The organism is Bacillus sp. NEAU-242-2, assembly GCF_027853835.1.
In the GTDB taxonomy this organism is placed as follows: Bacteria; Bacillota; Bacilli; order Bacillales; family Bacillaceae; genus Bacillus; species Bacillus velezensis.
Genome location: NZ_JAPNNY010000006.1, coordinates 195,264 through 212,792 on the forward strand (window position 1 = coordinate 195,264; position 17,529 = coordinate 212,792).

At 48.7% G+C, this 17,529-nt stretch carries 16 protein-coding genes; 8 read left to right on the forward strand and 8 right to left on the reverse strand.

All coding sequences use genetic code 11. From position 1 onward, the window contains the following. The first annotated feature begins 24 nt into the window (after positions 1–24). Entirely contained in the window at positions 25–246 is a 222-nt protein-coding gene (locus OWN49_RS17360) for a hypothetical protein (RefSeq protein WP_063174352.1), read from the forward strand. A 92-nt stretch (positions 247–338) separates the two neighbouring features. On the opposite strand, the gene OWN49_RS17365 is transcribed toward OWN49_RS17360, so the two are convergent. Then, the gene (locus tag OWN49_RS17365; RefSeq protein WP_176283112.1) at positions 339–2,084 is read right to left on the reverse strand and encodes a right-handed parallel beta-helix repeat-containing protein; all 1,746 of its coding nucleotides are present in this window, start codon (positions 2,082–2,084) and stop codon (positions 339–341) included. Between the two features lie 278 nt (positions 2,085–2,362). On the opposite strand from OWN49_RS17365, the gene OWN49_RS17370 reads away from it, so the two are divergent. Further along, complete coding sequence (locus OWN49_RS17370) at positions 2,363–3,841, forward strand: peptide MFS transporter (RefSeq protein WP_003156366.1); 1,479 nt, start codon at positions 2,363–2,365, stop codon at positions 3,839–3,841. Positions 3,842–3,883: 42 nt separating this feature from the next. Here OWN49_RS17370 and OWN49_RS17375 read toward each other — a convergent pair whose 3' ends face one another. The 4 genes from OWN49_RS17375 to OWN49_RS17390 are packed head-to-tail and all read right to left on the reverse strand — an operon-like array spanning position 3,884 to position 6,628. Continuing rightward, on the reverse strand, positions 3,884–4,345 hold the full coding sequence (locus tag OWN49_RS17375) for a hypothetical protein (protein WP_025853774.1): 462 nt from the start codon (positions 4,343–4,345) through the stop codon (positions 3,884–3,886). After that, positions 4,345–4,572 carry a non-oxidative hydroxyarylic acid decarboxylases subunit D gene (locus tag OWN49_RS17380; protein WP_016937281.1) on the reverse strand — a complete coding sequence of 76 codons (228 nt, stop codon included), beginning with the start codon at positions 4,570–4,572 and terminating at the stop codon, positions 4,345–4,347. The genes OWN49_RS17375 and OWN49_RS17380 overlap by 1 nt, the downstream gene beginning before the upstream one ends. A 17-nt stretch (positions 4,573–4,589) precedes the next feature. After that, positions 4,590–6,011 carry a phenolic acid decarboxylase BsdC gene (bsdC, locus tag OWN49_RS17385; RefSeq protein ID WP_003156369.1) on the reverse strand — a complete coding sequence of 474 codons (1,422 nt, stop codon included), beginning with the start codon at positions 6,009–6,011 and terminating at the stop codon, positions 4,590–4,592. A gap of 2 nt (positions 6,012–6,013) precedes the next feature. Beyond that, positions 6,014–6,628 (reverse strand): non-oxidative hydroxyarylic acid decarboxylases subunit B, encoded by a 615-nt coding sequence (locus tag OWN49_RS17390; RefSeq protein ID WP_088005476.1) that lies wholly within the window; start codon positions 6,626–6,628, stop codon positions 6,014–6,016. Between the two features lie 93 nt (positions 6,629–6,721). Here OWN49_RS17390 and OWN49_RS17395 point away from each other — a divergent pair, with 93 nt between their 5' ends. From OWN49_RS17395 to OWN49_RS17420, 6 genes are all read left to right on the forward strand, one after another. Then, a complete protein-coding gene (locus OWN49_RS17395; RefSeq protein ID WP_063174349.1) occupies positions 6,722–7,594 on the forward strand; it encodes a LysR family transcriptional regulator in 873 nt (290 codons plus the stop codon). Between the two features lie 128 nt (positions 7,595–7,722). Next, positions 7,723–8,520 (forward strand): cystine ABC transporter substrate-binding lipoprotein TcyA, encoded by a 798-nt coding sequence (tcyA, locus tag OWN49_RS17400; RefSeq protein ID WP_003156373.1) that lies wholly within the window; start codon positions 7,723–7,725, stop codon positions 8,518–8,520. Continuing rightward, the gene (locus OWN49_RS17405) at positions 8,507–9,211 is read left to right on the forward strand and encodes an amino acid ABC transporter permease (RefSeq protein ID WP_003156375.1); all 705 of its coding nucleotides are present in this window, start codon (positions 8,507–8,509) and stop codon (positions 9,209–9,211) included. Before tcyA ends, OWN49_RS17405 begins: the two co-directional genes overlap by 14 nt. A 12-nt stretch (positions 9,212–9,223) precedes the next feature. Continuing rightward, complete coding sequence (tcyC, locus tag OWN49_RS17410) at positions 9,224–9,967, forward strand: cystine ABC transporter ATP-binding protein TcyC (RefSeq protein ID WP_129092000.1); 744 nt, start codon at positions 9,224–9,226, stop codon at positions 9,965–9,967. 81 nt (positions 9,968–10,048) lie between these two features. Further along, positions 10,049–10,696, forward strand: a complete 648-nt coding sequence (locus OWN49_RS17415; RefSeq protein ID WP_077723128.1) for a YczE/YyaS/YitT family protein — start codon at positions 10,049–10,051, stop codon at positions 10,694–10,696. 98 nt (positions 10,697–10,794) lie between these two features. After that, on the forward strand, positions 10,795–11,469 hold the full coding sequence (locus OWN49_RS17420) for a 4'-phosphopantetheinyl transferase family protein (RefSeq protein WP_146276099.1): 675 nt from the start codon (positions 10,795–10,797) through the stop codon (positions 11,467–11,469). A 35-nt stretch (positions 11,470–11,504) separates the two neighbouring features. Here the strand turns inward: OWN49_RS17420 and OWN49_RS17425 are convergent, their stop codons facing one another. The 3 genes from OWN49_RS17425 to srfAC form a co-directional block, all read right to left on the reverse strand. Beyond that, positions 11,505–12,815, reverse strand: a complete 1,311-nt coding sequence (locus OWN49_RS17425) for an aminotransferase class I/II-fold pyridoxal phosphate-dependent enzyme (protein ID WP_176283111.1) — start codon at positions 12,813–12,815, stop codon at positions 11,505–11,507. Positions 12,816–12,936: 121 nt separating this feature from the next. Continuing rightward, entirely contained in the window at positions 12,937–13,668 is a 732-nt protein-coding gene (gene srfAD / locus OWN49_RS17430; RefSeq protein WP_077721776.1) for a surfactin biosynthesis thioesterase SrfAD, read from the reverse strand. A 19-nt stretch (positions 13,669–13,687) separates the two neighbouring features. Then, entirely contained in the window at positions 13,688–17,524 is a 3,837-nt protein-coding gene (gene srfAC, locus OWN49_RS17435) for a surfactin non-ribosomal peptide synthetase SrfAC (RefSeq protein WP_172614437.1), read from the reverse strand. Positions 17,525–17,529: the final 5 nt, after the last annotated feature.

Sequence of the window (17,529 nt, forward strand, 5' to 3'; positions counted from 1 at the left end):
GGATAAAAAGGGAGAGTGATGCGCATGAAAATATTGGGGGTTTCATTTTTTTTGCTGACTGCCTGTCTGATCATTTCAGTAACGATGGATATGCTGCAAGGTTTCAGTTTCTATGGAGCGGTCCAAAACAACCTGTCCGCTTTTAAATTGACCACCTTCTCAGAATGGCTGATGCTGTTTTTATTCGCCCTCTTTTTAATCAGAGAAATGATCGCTTTATATAAATCAGGTAAAAAAGATGCCTGACAGGCGCACGGCTGTATTGTGTCAAAAAAGAACACATCCCTCCTTCTCTCGGAGTTCATGTGTTCTTTTTATTTTTCCGGCGCAGATTGTTCTCAGATGACGATATTTCCGCTTTCCGTATCTGTCGCGTGTTTCACAATGACGCCTTTGATAATGCGGTTGCCGATGATTTTAGTACTTGCGGAGGAGCTGGTTTGGATGGCGGAAGCAGAAGCGGCGGAAAGGTTGTTGATGGTATTGCCCGAAACGAGGGAATTGGAGGCTCCGTTCAGATAGATGCCGATCGGGCTGCCCGCTGTTCGGTTGATCGTGAGCGTATTGTCTATGACTTCATGCGTGCCTGAGTTCAGATACACGGTAACGATAAGCGGTGATGATTCAAAGCGGTTGCTGATGACAGAGGTTCCCGAGGATGTTGAACTGAATACGGGATAGTTTTTATAGTTCTTAAAGAGATTGCCTTTGATGACAGCCCTGGCGTCATTTGTCACAGATACGGCATAGGACTCCGCGGCGCCCTGATACGCATTCGGAAGGAGCGTATTTCCTTCAATAACGGCATTTCCGCCTGTGACCCATATGCCCCGGCTGAACGATGTCAGCACATTTTGTTTTACAATGATACTGCCGGCCGACATGCTGATTCCGTCTGTCACCTGATTCAGAGTGTTATTCGTAAAGACGGCGTTCTCCGACAGCGTCGCCCGCATCCCCGTGCTTCGTCTCGTTTCGGAACGTCCGTTTTTAATGACATTGCCGTCAACGGTCACATCTTCTGCCTGATAGACGGAAATGCCCGTATTTTCAAATTGATTGATTTTGTTGTGGGTGACGAGGACGCTTTTTCCCCTTACATCTATTCCGGTGGAAAACCCGGTAATCAGATTGTTGGAAATGACGGCATTGCTGCTGTCCTGTCCTTGTGACACACCTTGTCCGGCGACTGCGGTCCTTGAGCCGCCGTCTGACCGAAAGAAGACATTCCCCGAAATGACGGTATGTGCCCCGTACCCGTAGCTGATTGTGTTATCGGAATGATTTCCTTCAATTAACACATTATATCCGTTAAAATTGGTGACTGAGCTTGCGGCGTTTCCGGAAAAGAAGTTGTTGCGGACCGTAATATGAAGAGCTTCTTCATAATCAATATCGCCTTCTCCGTACGATTCAATATCGATTCCGAATTTCGGAGCCGTTCCGTTCCCTTGCCCGGCGTCTTCAATCACGCATTCTTCCACCGTAACGGTATTGCAGCCGGTGATTGAAATGTTGTTCCGCCTTGACTGCCTGATCTCACAGCGGCGGATGGTCACCTGTTCTGAAGTTTCGTAATCACTGTTTGTTTTTAACCCGAGCGGGCTGACAATTATGCCGTCTCCCGTAAAATCCGAAATCTTCACATTTTCGATCAGCACATTGCTGCTGCCTTCAATACAGATTCCAAACCCCCATTCATGGGTCGACCGCAAAGGGACATTGGTATACGTGTGTTCATCCCGTTCCCCGATGATCCGGCCGCCGGTGATGGTGACATTTTCACGCCTGCCTATATAGAAAGCCGAGTAGCCCCAGGAGCTGTTCGGCGCCACTTTAATCGTGCATTCCGGATCTAAAACGATGGTGAGATGGCTCGGCACGTTAATCCCGGCGTTCCGAAACGGCTGACTTCTGTCCCCGCCAAGCGTGCCGTTGATTTTATACGTTCCGGGCGGAAAAAACACCGTATGACAGCCTTCGCTGACGGCCCTGGCCAAGCATTGGTTGATGGCGCCCGTCACATCGGTTTTTCCGTCCGCCGCCACACCGCAATCCGTAATATCCAATATACGATTCGGCAAGTGATAATCTCCTCCTTCCTCTCTTATTGTCATCTTATTCCGCCATATCCCGCTCCGCCTGTACATACTTTAAATTTTATTAAAAAAGTTTATAAAGATAGTTTAGTCAGATAATATAACAAAATAAGTCATTGGAATCAGGAAAATTCGTCTATATTAAACGTTTTAATATCTTTTCATTCTGGAATTTTTTGAATTCAGTATAAATTATATTGACACAAGTATTATATAAGAATATGATTTTTGTAATACACTTTTTTAAGAAAGGGTTGGCTCAGGTGGCATCTATTGATAAGGAATCTATAACAGAAACTGTGCCGCAACGAGGCTTTTTCGGTCATCCCCGCGGCTTGTTCACACTGTTTTTCACCGAATTTTGGGAGCGTTTCTCCTACTATGGTATGAGAGCCATATTGCTTTACTATTTATACACGGAAGTCGCTCATGGCGGTCTCGGCTTTGATAAAACGACCGCAGTTGCCATCATGTCCATATACGGATCTCTCGTATATATGTCGAGCGTCATCGGCGGATGGCTGGCCGACCGGGTATTCGGCACGGCAAACACCGTATTTTACGGCGGAATTTTAATTATGTTCGGGCACATCGCTCTTGCCTTCCCCGGCAGCACGGCGGCGTTTTTTACCAGCATGGCTCTGATCATTATCGGAACCGGCCTGCTTAAACCAAACGTATCCAGCGTTGTCGGAGATTTATATACGAAGGAAGACGAGCGCCGCGACTCAGGTTTCAGCATCTTTTACATGGGGATCAACCTCGGCGGATTGCTTGCGCCGCTAATTGTCGGAACACTCGGACAGAAGTACAACTACCACTTAGGCTTCGGATGCGCCGCGGCCGGTATGTTCCTCGGACTGATTGTTTTCGCTCTTACGAGAAAGAAATACCTCGGCAAAGCAGGCTCCAATGTACCGAATCCGATTTCTAAATCATCAGTGATCGGCACGGGAATCGGAGTGGTCATCGCAGCAGCCGTTATTATCGTTCTGATTCAAACCGGCTGGCTGACGATCCAGCGTGTGATTGACACCGTCAGTATCCTCGGCATTGTCATTCCGGTTATTTACTTTATCGTGATGTTCACAAGCAAAAAAGCGACGAAAACGGAAAAATCACGGCTTGCGGCTTATGTTCCGCTGTTTATTGCAGCGGCAATGTTCTGGGCGATTCAGGAGCAGGGCGCGACGATTCTTGCTTTATATGCGGATCAGCGCACGAGACTTTCCTTTGCGGGCATGCATCTTGAGTCTTCATGGTTCCAGTCTCTGAACCCGTTATTCATCGTTATTTTCGCGCCGGTGTTCGCATGGATCTGGATGAAGCTCGGCAAACGCCAGCCTTCAACACCGATTAAATTCGCGATCGGCATTATCCTTGCCGGATTATCATTTTTAGTCATGGTGCTTCCGGTTATGGGCGGAAGCGGGGAGCTTGTGAGCCCGCTTTGGCTTGTGCTCAGCTTCCTTTTGGTTGTGCTTGGTGAGCTTTGCCTTTCACCGGTCGGTTTATCCGTCACAACGAAACTTGCGCCTGCAGCTTTCTCAGCGCAGACGATGAGTATGTGGTTTTTAACAAACGCCTGCGGTCAAGCCCTGAACGCAAAAGTAGTCGGTTTGTTTGATAAGATTTCTGAAGCGGCCTACTTCGGCTCAATCGGTCTTGTTTCGATCATTCTCGGTATTATTTTAATTCTTCTGTCTCCCGTCATTAAACGGGCGATGAAAGGCGTACAATAAAAGAAAAGCCTGCGGAATCGTCCGCAGGCTTTTTTTGTGCGTCTATCGTTTTAACTCCTCAAGTGTTTCTCTCCATCTTTTCAGGACAACTTCCGGTTCGTGGAGCTGAATGGCCGGTCCGGATGTCAGATCCGCGTATTTCGCCCGATCTTCCTTGACGGTGATCACGCGGCAGCTGAACCGTTCCCGCTCGTGTTTCGCCTCTTTCAGCGGCGGAAGCGCCTTACATTCCAATGTGACGTAATATGCGGCTCCTCCGTGCCAGGCGATGAAAAGAGCTTGTCCCGAATGCAGAAGGCTTTTTACGGTCGTCGTGTTTTTCCATAAGGCGAGCCGGAGATTTGTTCTGCTCACGGCCGCGATTTCACCGGCGCTGATCATGGCCGCGTGCGGACGGCCTTCTTTTGTCACGGATTGGAGCACAAATGCGTCGTGCTGCTTTTTTTCAAGCTCCGTTCCGTCTAAAAGCGTGTAAAGCGCCTCCGGCAAGTGCTCCGTCAGCATTACGCTTTTCTTTCCGGGACAGCGGGAACATGTGTGGCCGTCTCTGTTTCTTTCGGATCGATTTTAAATGCCGGGTTGAATGCCGCCGGATTCGTGATGCTTTCCGGTTCACAGGATCTCCATGTGAAAAAGCAGGTTTGGCATTGGTATATTTCCCAAGCGCCTTTGACCGGCGATTGGCTGACGGTTTCTCCTTTTTTCGATTCACAGCGCGGGCATGTTTTCATAGTAACCTCATCCTTTCTTATTGATTCATTAAGTCCATCAGTTTTTGTTCCCACTCTTTCGTTGTCAGCGGGGAATCAAGCGGCTGCGAATAATGGCCTCTTGTTTCCGGCGCGACAGGCGTCGTGGCGTCAAGAATCATTTTGTGTGTCATCCCTGCCGGATCAGACCCCGGGTCAAGCGGAAGGACGGACAGATCAGGAATGATGACTGCATCGTGTTTCGGATGCATTTTCGTTGAGAGCGCCCACATGACTTGCGGCAGGTTAAACGGATCGACATCCTCATCCACGACAATGACCATTTTGCAGTAGCCGAGTCCGTGCGGCGTCGTCAGGGCGCGCATGCCGACCGCCTTGGCAAATCCGCCGTAGCGCGTTTTCGTGGAAATAATGGCGATCAGCCCGTGCGTATACATCGCATTCACGGCGACGATTTCGTTCGGATAGGCTTCCTTCAGCTGCTGGTAAAGCGGCACGCACGTATTAATGCCGATCATATAGTCGCACTCCGTCCACGGCATGCCTAAGTATAAATGTTCAAAAATCGGATTGTTTCTATGATATACCCGTTTGATTTTGATGACCGGCATGCTGCGGCCGCCTGAATAATGGCCCGTGAACTCACCGAAAGGTCCTTCGTATTCCCGTTCTCCCGCAAGGATCTCTCCTTCCAGAACGACTTCAGCGCCCCAAGGGATGTCTAAATCAGACAATTTAGATTTAACGATTCTGTAGGGCTCCCCTTGAATCGCGCCGGCCATTTCATACTCGGATTGATCGTATAACAGCGGAGTTGATGCAGCCGTCGTAATCACCGGCTCACAGCCGAGCGCGATCGTAACGGGAAGATTCACGCCGCGTTCTTCAGCTTGGCGAAGATGAATCGCAATATCATGCTGAGGCACGGGCTGAATGCCGAGGCGGTCTTTTCCCTTTACCTGCATTCTGTAAATGCCGACATTCTGCTTGCCGAAATTGTCCGGATCTTCAAGATCGCGGGAAATGACGCACGCTTTATCCAAATAGTAGCCGCCGTCCCCCTGGTTGATTCTGAATAGCGGAAGGATGTCAAAAAGATTGATATCTTCCGTTATTTCATTTTCATGAAACGGCGCGGTTTCTTCCCGTTTGACCGGCACCGGAAATGCATCGTACCGTTTGGCAAACTCAAAGAATTGTTCTTTTACAGGCGTATCTTTCGGCATGCCGAGCATCATCGCGTGATTCGGCCACGAGCCGATGACATTCAGAGCCACCTGCGCATCGTGATGTCCGTAAATATTGTTAAACAAAAGCGCAGGGGTTTTATCCCCGAGATTGCTGGCTGCACGCGCGGCGGCGCCCAGGTCCGGCTCCGGTTTTACCTCTTCGTTGACGGTTAAGAGCTGCCCTTCTTTTTCAAGAGCGGCGAGAAATTCCCTAAAATCCTGATAGGCCATTATCAGATTCCTCCTTTTTGTTTTTCAATTCCGTACCACCGTTTCGCTTCCGGCAGACGGATGCCGAACTGATCGAGCGTCCGGAACACAATATGGTCTATCAATTCATCCATGTCAGCCGGCTTGTTATAGAATGCCGGCATCGGCGGAAGAATGACGGAACCCATTTTTGTAAGCGCTAGCATATTTTCTAAATGGATTTGGCTGAGCGGCGTTTCTCTTGTCAGCAGCACAAGTTTTTTCCGCTCCTTCAGGATGACGTCAGCCGCCCTTGTCAGCAGATTGTCAGCCATTCCGGTGCGGATGCTTGCCAGTGATTTCATACTGCACGGAGCGATGATCATCCCGTCCGTTTCAAACGAGCCGCTTGAAATCGCCGCTGCCTGGTCTTTGTGAGAATACGTATAGGATGCGAGTTTCTCGACATCTTTTAACGTATAATCGGTTTCATGTGTAATGGTGACATTTGCCCAAGGAGAAACGACAAGATGGGTTTCGATCTCCGCGGCTTTTAAATATTCTAAAAGCCTGATCCCGAATATGGCTCCCGTTGCCCCGGTCATTCCGATGACGAGCTTCATATTGACCCCTCCTTTACGCTTGAAATGTGGTGTCAAATCCATCATACTCCTGATATATCCATATGAAAAATATTCGTTAAATCTATGTATCATACCTTAAAGGTATAAAAGAAAGGAGCGCGCATTCTCATGGATATTCGGCAATTGCGTTATTTCATCACCATTGCCCAAGAGCAGAAAATCACGACGGCCGCCAAAAAGCTTCATATGGCACAGCCGCCTTTGAGCCGACAGTTGAAACAGCTCGAAGAAGAATTGGGCGTCATTCTGTTTGACCGCAATAAAAAGAAACAAATGACCCTCACATATGAAGGAAATGTCTTTTTGAAAAGAGCGAAAGAGATTCTTCATAAGTTTGAGGACGCTATAATCGAGGTACAAGAGCTGAAGGAGGAGGTGGCCGGGACACTTGCCGTCGGGTCAACCATTTACTGCGCAGCGCTCATGCTTGAGAAAGTGTCACAGATGAAAGAGCGGTTTCCGCATCTCACCTTTAACATTTGGGAAGATGAGCCCGTCTCACTGCTCGAGCTTCTGGAAACCCGGCAGATTGACGCCGCCGTCACCACCACCTTGATTAAAAACGACGGCATTGAATCGAAGGAGCTTGAAGACATTCCGTGTGTATTGGTGCTGTCCGAGCATTCAAAACGACTGTGCGGAGAAACGATTAAACTGAGTGACATCGCCTCTTTGCCTCTGATCCTTTTGCGCACCGTCAATGGAAGAGGTGTGTATGACCAAGTCCTCCATGTTTGTGAACAGTACAGTCTCGATCTCCAGGTTGTTTGTGAATGCCATGACTCCGCGACGCTCTTGAGCCTCGTATCATCAGGATTCGGTGCCACGATTCTGCCTTTGACGATGATTCCCGTCCATATGCGCTCACATGTCAAAACGGTTATCATCGAAGACAACCCGTTTGTCATGACACCGGCCGTCATCTGGAGAAAAGACAGCTACCTGCCGAAGCCTGTCAGACAGTTTTTGGAATTATTTTGATCCGGAACACGATGAATTCCCGCTTATGAAAACCAATTACTTGACTCATACTAAAAAAAAGTTATCCTTTACAATTGGGAGCTATTTTTTCTCAATAAAACTACTCAGAAAAGTGGGGAATAAAGAAGATGAAAAAAGCATTATTCGCTTTGTTCATGATGGTCAGCATCGCAATGCTTGCAGCCTGCGGAAACTCACAGGACAGCGGATCTAAGTCAAAAGACGGCGATCTTTGGGCTTCTGTCAAGAAAAAAGGCGTACTGACCGTCGGTACAGAAGGAACGTACGAACCGTTTACCTTCCATGATAAAAAGACTGACAAACTGACCGGATATGATGTTGAAGTGATTCAAGAAGTCGCGAAACGCCTCGGTCTGAAAGCTGACTTTAAAGAAACACAATGGGACAGCATGTTTGCCGGTTTAAACGCGAAACGGTTTGACGTCGTCGCCAACCAAGTCGGCAAAACAGGCCGTGAGAACCAATATGATTTTTCTGATAAATACACAACGTCAAATGCAGTCGTCGTGACGAAAAAAGACAGCACGATTGCGAAAGAGGCTGATGTCAAAGGAAAAACAGCGGCTCAGTCATTAACAAGCAATTACAATAAATTAGCGAAAGAAGCCGGCGCGAAAATTGAAGGCGTTGAAGGCATGGCGCAATCCCTTCAGCTCATTCAGCAGGGCCGCGCTGATCTGACTTACAACGATAAGCTTGCCGTACTGAACTACTTAAAAACGTCCGGCAATAAAAACGTGAAAATCGCGTTTGAAGCAGGCCAGCCGCAGCAGACGTATTTCGCATTCCGAAAAGGAAGCGGCGAACTTGTGACTCACGTCAACAAAGCGTTAAAAGAAATGAAAGAGGACGGGACTCTTTCTAAAATAGCTAAAAAATGGTTCGGCGAAGATGTTTCTAAGTAACATGCCGGAGCCCGTGATTGCAACAGCCATTCCGTGGGATTTGGTGCAGCAGTCATTCTGGCCGATTCTTTCCGGGGGAATCTATTATTCGATTCCCCTTACCATTCTTTCCTTTATTTTCGGAATGATCATCGCGCTGATTACGGCGCTCGCCAGAATGTCAAATATGAAACCATTGAGATGGGTGTTCAGCGTATACGTATCAGCGGTGCGCGGCACTCCTCTTCTCGTTCAATTGTTCATCATTTTTTATCTGTTCCCGACATTTAATATTACGCTGGACCCTTTCCCAAGCGCAGTCATCGCGTTTTCATTAAACGTGGGCGCCTATGCTTCTGAAATCATCCGGGCATCTATTTCATCCGTGCCGAAAGGGCAATGGGAAGCCGGTTATACGATCGGCATGACCTATCGCAAGACATTGTTCCGCGTGATCCTGCCGCAGGCGTTTCGCGTGTCCATTCCGCCATTATCAAATACATTTATCAGCCTGATCAAGGATACATCTCTCGCGTCACAGATTCTCGTCGCGGAGCTGTTCAGAAAAGCGCAGGAAATCGGCGCGCAAAACCTTGATCAAATCTTGGTCATCTATATTGAAGCCGCCTTTATTTATTGGATCATCTGCTTCTTGCTGTCAATCGTACAGCATGTGATCGAACGGCGTCTCGACCGTTATGTGGCCAAATAAGGAGGTTTCGATATGCTTTCCGTCAAAGGATTAAATAAATCATTCGGACAGAATGAAATTTTAAAAAAGATAGATATGGAGATAGAAAAAGGGAAAGTCATCGCCATTCTGGGACCGTCCGGTTCTGGAAAAACGACGCTTCTGCGCTGTCTGAACGCGCTTGAGATCCCCAATCGCGGCGAGCTGGCATTCTCCGATTTTTCAATAGATTTCTCTAAAAAAGTGAAGCAGGCTGATATTCTCCGCCTCCGCCGCAAATCAGGCATGGTCTTCCAGGCGTATCATCTGTTTCCTCACCGCACGGCGCTTGAAAACGTCATGGAAGGACCCGTTCAAGTGCAAAAGCGCGACAAGGAGCAAGTCAGAAAAGAAGCGATGGAGCTTCTGGAAAAAGTCGGACTGAAAGACAAAATGGATTTATATCCGTTCCAGCTTTCCGGCGGTCAGCAGCAGCGGGTCGGCATCGCCCGCGCGCTTGCGATTCAGCCCGAGCTGATGCTGTTTGACGAACCGACGTCAGCACTTGATCCGGAGCTGGTCGGCGAGGTGCTCAAAGTGATTAAGGATTTGGCGAACGAAGGCTGGACGATGGTCGTCGTCACCCATGAAATCAAATTCGCGCAGGAAGTGGCTGATGAAGTCATCTTCATTGACGGCGGCGTCATTGTGGAACAAGGACCGCCGGCCCAGATTTTTTCCGCGCCGAAAGAAGAACGCACGCAGCGGTTTTTAAACCGTATACTGAATCCTTTGTAGGAGCCGGAGAAGAAGCGAAACACTGATTTCGCTTCTTCTTTTTTTTGGCGGTTATGCTACAATGACAATTAATGAAATTTTATGAAAGAAGGGACCTCTTTGAAGCGGGAATTCTTGATGCGCTGGACGTTTTATTTTGCCGGTCTGTTGATTTTGTCTTTCGGGGTATCGTTAACCATTAAAGGAAAAGCTCTCGGCATCAGCCCTTGGGATGCCTTTCATTATGGGCTTTTTCAGCATTTCGGGCTATCTGTCGGCCAATGGTCCATCTTGGTCGGCGCGGTCATCGTGGCTTTAACCTGCCTGTTCACGAGGACACTCCCGAAAATCGGCGCTATCTTAAACATGGTGCTGATGGGAATGTTTATTGATTTCTTCTCGTTTCTGCTTCCTGAGGCGCACGCTTTTTCCTTAGCGGCCGTGTTTTTTTCTATCGGATTGCTGCTGATCGGCTGCGGCGTCGGTATTTACGTATCGGCTGGGCTCGGCGCGGGCCCCCGGGACTCTCTGATGATGCTGATATCTGAAAAAACGGGCTGGAACGTGCAATGGGTGCGGAACGGCATTGAGCTGACGATTCTTGCCGCAGCCTGGGTGATGGGCGGACCGATCGGCGCCGGAACCATTATTACGGCTGTTTTGACGGGGCTGATTCTGCGTTTTTCTTTGCCGCAGTCCTCTAAACTGTTAACATACGCGATCTCCGGGCGGGCAACGTCCGTGCATTAAAAACAAAGCCGAAACGGTTTTGTTTTTTTATTTTCGGACAGCTTTCGTTTGATATGATAGGATGGTTTTGACAATATTTTCAGACGGAGGATCTGGACATGAAGATTTACGGAGTATATATGGACCGCCCGCTTTCTGCAGGGGAAGAGGATCGGATGATGACGGCCGTGTCCGCTGAAAAGCGGGAAAAATGCCGGCGCTTTTACCATAAGGAGGATGCTCACCGCACCTTGATCGGCGACATGCTGATCCGCACCGCTGCGGCGAAAGCTTACGGACTTGATCCGGCCGCGATTTCATTCAGCGTCCAGGAATACGGAAAGCCGTACATACCCGCGCTTCCGGACATGCACTTTAATATTTCCCACTCCGGGCGCTGGATCGTGTGTGCCGTTGATTCAAAACCGATCGGCATTGATATTGAAAAAATGAAGCCCGGCACGATTGATATCGCCAAACGTTTTTTTTCGCCGACGGAATACAGTGATCTGCAAGCGAAACACCCCGATCAGCAGACCGATTATTTTTACCACCTGTGGTCGATGAAAGAAAGCTTTATCAAGCAGGCCGGAAAAGGGCTTTCCCTGCCGCTTGATTCATTCAGCGTCCGCCTCAAAGACGACGGCCATGTGTCCATTGAGCTCCCGGACGGACATGAACCATGTTTCATCCGCACATATGATGCGGACGAGGAATATAAGCTGGCCGTTTGTGCGGCGCATCCCGATTTTTGTGACGGGATTGCGATGAAAACGTATGAAGAGCTGCTGTAAGCATAGAAAAAGGAGGGTCTCCCCCTCCTTTTTTGTCAGCTTGATATTTCCGCCTGTTTCTGCAGCTGCTTTGCTTCTTGATAAATTTCTTCGAACAGATCCGCGATGTGTTCTTCTTCAACACATGAAAATGCGATTCGCAAATCGGTTTCATTAATGGATATCGTCCCGATTCCTCTCTTTTCAAGCAACGACACTCTCAATTCGCCGGCGTTTATGTCTTTCAGCCGGACACACATGAAATAACCCGAGTTAAACGGATAAGGTGTCCATACGTCTTCATAGTGCTTGTTTTCTGCAAGAACGGCTTTCACTTTGTCAGCCCGTTTTTTCATGATGTTATATTTCAGCGATTTTTCTTTCTCGTATTCCGGTGACTGCATCGCCCGCAGCATAAACGTTTGGGACGGATGCGGGGCGCTTGAAATCGTTCCCCTGATAATCCCTTTTGTTTTTTCCTCGAGCACGCGCAGCGCTTTTTCGCTTTTTGTGCTGTACGTAATAAAACCGACGCGGAAGCCCCACGCGTAATTTTCCTTCGTCGCGCCGTCTATTTTCACGCAAAGCACCCGGTCGTGCACTTGGGCGAGTTTGCTGAAGATGGATTCCTGAATGGCTGTTTCATCGTAAAACAGATTGTAATACGCATCGTCTACGAGCACGACAATCTCTTTGCCGGCCTCCGCCGCCTCCAGGATCACGCTGACGATTTCTGCCGCTTCCTCTTCTCCCGGCGTATAGCCTGTCGGATTATTCGGGAAATTCAGCACGACAATCGCCTTTTCTTCCTGCTTTTTCAGCAGCTCGGACAGCCCCGCCGCATTAAAACGCCCATCCTGCTGAAAAAGCGGGTACGTCTCAATGGATGCCTTGCGCCGGACACCGAAAATGAAATTGTAATTTCCCCAATATTTATCAGGCAGAAGCAGCGCATCCCCTTCATTGACGAACAAGTCGGCGGCAATGCTCAGCCCGTGTGTTAAAGCGTTTGTCACGATCGGCGTGCTGATATCTTTGCCGGCTAATGAAGGATTTTCGAGACGCATTTTTTTCAGCCATTCCTGTCTGAGCGGCTCTTTTCCCTGCGGCGGAGCATAATCGTAGATATCATCGGGGTTATAGGCGGACAATGTCTCTTGAATATGGGAAAAGTGCATGGACTCGCCTTGTGAGGTGGCAATCCCGATCGTGGCATTATACTTTCCGGCCTTGGCTTTCGCTTCCGCCGATTGTGTCAGCACCCCTTTCGGATAAAACAACTCTCTGCCCAAATCAGAAAGCATATGAAGCACGTGCGGGTTTTCTTCAGATAATGTTCTGTTCAGCTCTTTTGCTGCATCATTCATGTACGACAATCCCTTCAAAATTATATTCCATCAAATCATAACATAAAATTTTTGATAAATGAGAAAACTCACGGGCAGATTTTGTTACAAAAAACAGACAGCGAATGCTGTCTGTCATCTCCTATAACAATTGGCCTGCAGTGCTCCTGTTAATAATCTCATATATTCGTTCCGCCACTTTTTCAGTTTCACTTAATATGAACATGTGGCCGTCCGAAAACTCATGAAATACGGGATTGTCGGCCCATTTTTTCCATCCGTCCGCATCTTTGATACATTTTTTATCTTTCCGCCCGTTAAAAATATGGACGGGTGATTGAATCATGTGAGAATCAGACGGACGGAAGCTTTCAAGCGCGCGGTAGTCGGATCTGAAAGAAGGCAGGAAAAATGACATGACCTCCTTATTCTCCACTAACTCCTGCGGCATTCCGCCCAGCTCGATAATATGGGCGAGAAATTTTTCATCATCAAGATGAGACACTTTTTTCCTTTCAATATGCGGCGGCTGAATGGCTGAGATGATCACGGCCTGCGGGTAAATCCCCTCCCGCTCCAGCTTTTGAGCCAGCCTGAAAGCGACCATGCCTCCCATACTGTGGCCGAACAGGACAAACGGGCGGTCAGGATGGAGATTCAACTCCTGCTTGTACAAGCTGACAAGCTGTTCAAAATCTTCAACGGGGGACATTTGATTTGTTCCGTGTCCCGGCGGTTCCGCGGCGAGCATCTCACACTCACCTTGAAGATAGGTGTGGAGCGGGCGGAATGATGCGGAATAGCCTCCTGCGAACGGAAAACAGATGAGCTGCGTTTTTTCTGTGGTATCGAACGATTTAAAGAGCTGGACCATTAGCGGGCTTCCTCCTTTTCTATCGTGAAGCTGTCAGCTTCGGATGTTCCTTCCTTAGGAATTCGAGCAAATATGCCGCATTCCTTTCGAGACATTCTCCCTGAAGCATTTCTGCGTGACTGCCGCAGCCTTTTTTCACACGGTATTCACCTGTCGTGGCTTCCTCCCACGAAGCGAGCCACGGCGGCATCGCAAAGTCCGGTTCTGACGTTAATAGATCTATATCCGCATTGACCGTGCCGGTGCTGACGGTATGCACGAAATAAGAATAAAACGCGTTTGTTTTTTTGGCGAGACCTTCTTTGACGGTTTCGTCATTCAGCGCTTCGTTATCCCGGTTTACCTTCATCAGCGCCTGGACATCGCTTTCTACGGTGCGGCCTTCCAAGTCGCTGACGCCTTGTTTTTTATAAGAATCAACCATGATCAGCCGCTCCACTTTACGTCCTTCGGCTTCAAGCCGTTTGGCCGTTTCAAAGGCGAGCGTGCAGCCTGCCGAGTATCCGAACAGCTTGACCGGTCCTTCCGGCTGGAGCTGATTGATCAGCTCTGTGTAGCGTTCGATGCGGTTGTCTTCCTCGATAAAATCAAACGCACAGATTCTATAGCCGGACAGCTGTTTTGCCAGCGGCTGGTACATCAGCCCGTAACCGAGAACCGGCGGGAACGCAAACAGTGTGTCAGACTGATTTTTATTCATGATGGTGAGATCTTTCATTCCTTTTTCTTCACCGTGAAGCAGATAACCGGCAATGTCTGCGATTGTCGTCGCTTCGAATAACAGCTGCACCGGGATGTCCGTACCGAGCTCTTTTTTAATGCGCGACGCTGCCGTCATCGCTTTTAAGGAATGGCCTCCGAGCGCGAAGAAATCATCATGAATCCCGATCTGCTGTCTGCCGAGAATCTCGGACCAGATGTGTGCAATCGTTTCTTCCGTCGCGTTTCGAGGCCCGATCCATTCTTTCGCCGCCTGAGCCTGATCCGGTTTCGGCAGCTGCCGTTTATTGACCTTCCCGTTTGTCGTTAAAGGAAGCTCTTCTAAGAAAGTAAAGGTTTGCGGCACCATGTAAGCAGGAAGCTGTTTTTTCAAGTGCCTCTTTACGTCTTCAGCTGAAAGCGGCGTCCGGTTCACGAGATAGGCGTTGATTGATGCATCTCCGGACTCATGGCGGTCTGCAACAACGACCGCATCTTTCACACCCGGGTATTCCTGAAGCTGCTTTTCGATTTCTTCAAGTTCAATCCGGTGACCGCGTATTTTGACCTGGTCGTCAATACGCCCGGCGTATTCAATTGTTCCATCCGGCAGCCAGCGTGCTAAATCCCCTGTGCGGTAAAGCGTTTCTCCCGGCTTGAACGGATTTGGGATAAACGTTTGCTTCGTCAGGTCGTGACGGTTCAGATACCCTTTTGATACACCCATTCCGCTGATGCACAGTTCACCGACAGCTCCGAACGGCTGAAGCTGGTTTTGCCCGTTAAGAATATAAATACTTGCATTGCTGATCGGCTTTCCGATCGGCAATGAGGAAATGGAATCCGGTATATCATGCACGATGTGAGCTGTCGCAAACACCGTTCCCTCAGTCGGCCCGTAGCAATTAATCAGCTTGCCAGGCCCCATGATCTCAAGCGCCTTTCTGACGTGAGGCACAGACGCGCGCTCACCCCCGAATAACACACAGCGGAGCCCCTTCAGCCACTCCTCTCCCGCATCGGTGAGAAGATTAAAAAGTGCGGTTGTCGCAAACATGACATTGACATTCTCCTGCCGGATCAGATCAGTGAGCCGTTCTGTATCAAGCAGTGTATGTTCATCTGCGATAATGAGCCGTGCCGCATTCAGTATTGATGCGTAGAAATCAAAAGTAAATGCGTCAAAGGCGTAATTCGAAACAGATAAGAACGTATCTTGTTCAGAAAATGCCATATAGTCTACATGCTTGACCAATCCTTGTATATTGGCATGAGTGGTGATATTGCCCTTCGGCTTTCCGGTTGTGCCGGACGTATACATAATATACGCCGGATCATCGGGATCAATTACGGCTGCAGGATCGCTTGCCTGTTCCTCAAACCGTGCTTGATCATCGATGATGAGTGTTGTTCCTGTATACGGCAGCTGAGCCGCTTTTTCTTTCATCTCCTGATGTGTCAGCAGACAGGCTGCCGCACTGTCAGTCAGCATGTACGAGATTCGGTCCTCCGGCAGCTTCGGATCAACCGGCAGATAAGCCGCTCCTGCTTTTAATACGCCGAGAATGCCGATCACCAGTTCAAGCGAGCGCTTCGTGTACAACGCGACAACGGTGTCTTTACCCGCACCTTGCTTTTGCAAACGGTGCGCAAGACGGTTCGCTTCCTCATCTAATTCGCGATAGGAAAGAGTCTGGCCGGAATACGTAAGCGCCGGTGCATCAGGATTTACATTCACCGCTTCCTTGAACCAATCCGTCAGAGGCTTCGCCTGATGAGTCTCAGCCGGCGGGTTTAAGCCGGTAAGCAGAAGCTCTCTTTCCTTTTCATCAACAAGTCTGATCGTATTGACAGGGTGATCCGGCTTCTGGATGAGCTGCTGAATCGCTGTGAGAAGCTGAGATTTTAAGCGCAGGATAAACGCCTCATCAAACACATTCCCGTTATAGGCAAGCTTAATCAGCATCTCATCACCTGGAGAAGCCATCAGGTTGAGATCATAATTCGATTTCTCAAAAACATGGACGTCCTCCATATCAAAGCCGTTTTCACTGTTCTCTTCTTTTTTTGCATCCTGAAGCGGATAATTTTCAAACACAATAATATGATCAATCAGCTTTGGCTGATCGGCCTGGCTTTGGATGTCATAGAGCGGCACATATTGATGAGGCTCAGACTGCAGCGATTGCTCCTGCAGCTGCTTGAGCAAGCCGTTAAATGTGGTATCCTCAGACAGCTTCACCCGCCTCGGGACAGCATTGATAAACAGCCCGACCATATGTTCAACGCCTTTGATTTCTGCGGGACGCCCGGAAACGACTGTGCCGAAGATCAAATCGCCGGACTGCTGGTAGCGGCTGATTAATACACTCCAAACCGCCTGCAGCGCCGTACTCAAAGTGGTATGCTGCGATTTTGCAAGCTCGGTAAATGCTTTTGTTTCCGCCTCCGGCAGTGAGAAGAGCAGCTCTTTCGGCTCATAGCCGTCCTTTTGTTTCTTTCTTTGCTCCGCAAATGTCGTTTGTCCTTCAAAATCTTCTAAGTACCCGCGCCAGTAATGCAGTGATGCTTGTTTATCCTGCTTTTCAAGCCACTTGATATAGTCTTTATACGGTTTGACCGGCGGCAGGCTGTACGGCTTTTGTTCGCGCAGGGCATTGTACACCTTAAACAGATCCTGCACGACGATGCCGAAGCACCAGCCGTCCAAAATGATGTGGTGGTAGCTCCACACCCATTCAAAGCTTTCTTCCGCTTTTTTGAATATGGCCGCCCGCATCGGAATATCCCGCGTCAAATCAAAGCCCTTGATCTTATCCTGTTCTTTGTATTCATTAATTTTGGATGCTTGCTCGCTGCCCGTTAAGTGTGTCAGATCGATTTCTTCTATCTGAAACTGCCGTTTTTTCAATACGACTTGGACCGGCCTTTTTACTTTTTCGTGAATGAACACGGTACGAAATACATCGTACCGGTCCATGATCACATTCATGCTTTCTTCAAGGCATTTAATATTCAAGCTGCCTTTTACTTTCATTGTCATTTGTTCGATGTAAAAGCTTTGGCCGGGATTCAGGAGAGTATGAAACAGCATTCCCTCCTGCATCGGCGACAAATAATACATGTCCTGAACTTGATCTTTTTTGAACTGGCTCATCTGCT

Bases quoted from the DNA above. Each gene is read 5' to 3' on its own strand.
- OWN49_RS17395 (WP_063174349.1), top strand. From the start codon at position 6,722: ATGGATATTCGGCAATTGCGTTATTTCATCACCATTGCCCAAGAGCAG.
- tcyA (WP_003156373.1), top strand. From the start codon at position 7,723: ATGAAAAAAGCATTATTCGCTTTGTTCATGATGGTCAGCATCGCAATG.
- srfAC (WP_172614437.1), bottom strand. From the start codon at position 17,524: ATGAGCCAGTTCAAAAAAGATCAAGTTCAGGACATGTATTATTTGTCG.
- OWN49_RS17405 (WP_003156375.1), top strand. From the start codon at position 8,507: ATGTTTCTAAGTAACATGCCGGAGCCCGTGATTGCAACAGCCATTCCG.
- OWN49_RS17375 (WP_025853774.1), bottom strand. From the start codon at position 4,345: ATGCTGACGGAGCACTTGCCGGAGGCGCTTTACACGCTTTTAGACGGA.
- OWN49_RS17425 (WP_176283111.1), bottom strand. From the start codon at position 12,815: ATGAATGATGCAGCAAAAGAGCTGAACAGAACATTATCTGAAGAAAAC.
- OWN49_RS17360 (WP_063174352.1), top strand. From the start codon at position 25: ATGAAAATATTGGGGGTTTCATTTTTTTTGCTGACTGCCTGTCTGATC.
- OWN49_RS17380 (WP_016937281.1), bottom strand. From the start codon at position 4,572: ATGAAAACATGCCCGCGCTGTGAATCGAAAAAAGGAGAAACCGTCAGC.
- bsdC (WP_003156369.1), bottom strand. From the start codon at position 6,011: ATGGCCTATCAGGATTTTAGGGAATTTCTCGCCGCTCTTGAAAAAGAA.
- tcyC (WP_129092000.1), top strand. From the start codon at position 9,224: ATGCTTTCCGTCAAAGGATTAAATAAATCATTCGGACAGAATGAAATT.
- OWN49_RS17415 (WP_077723128.1), top strand. From the start codon at position 10,049: ATGAAAGAAGGGACCTCTTTGAAGCGGGAATTCTTGATGCGCTGGACG.
- srfAD (WP_077721776.1), bottom strand. From the start codon at position 13,668: ATGGTCCAGCTCTTTAAATCGTTCGATACCACAGAAAAAACGCAGCTC.
- OWN49_RS17420 (WP_146276099.1), top strand. From the start codon at position 10,795: ATGAAGATTTACGGAGTATATATGGACCGCCCGCTTTCTGCAGGGGAA.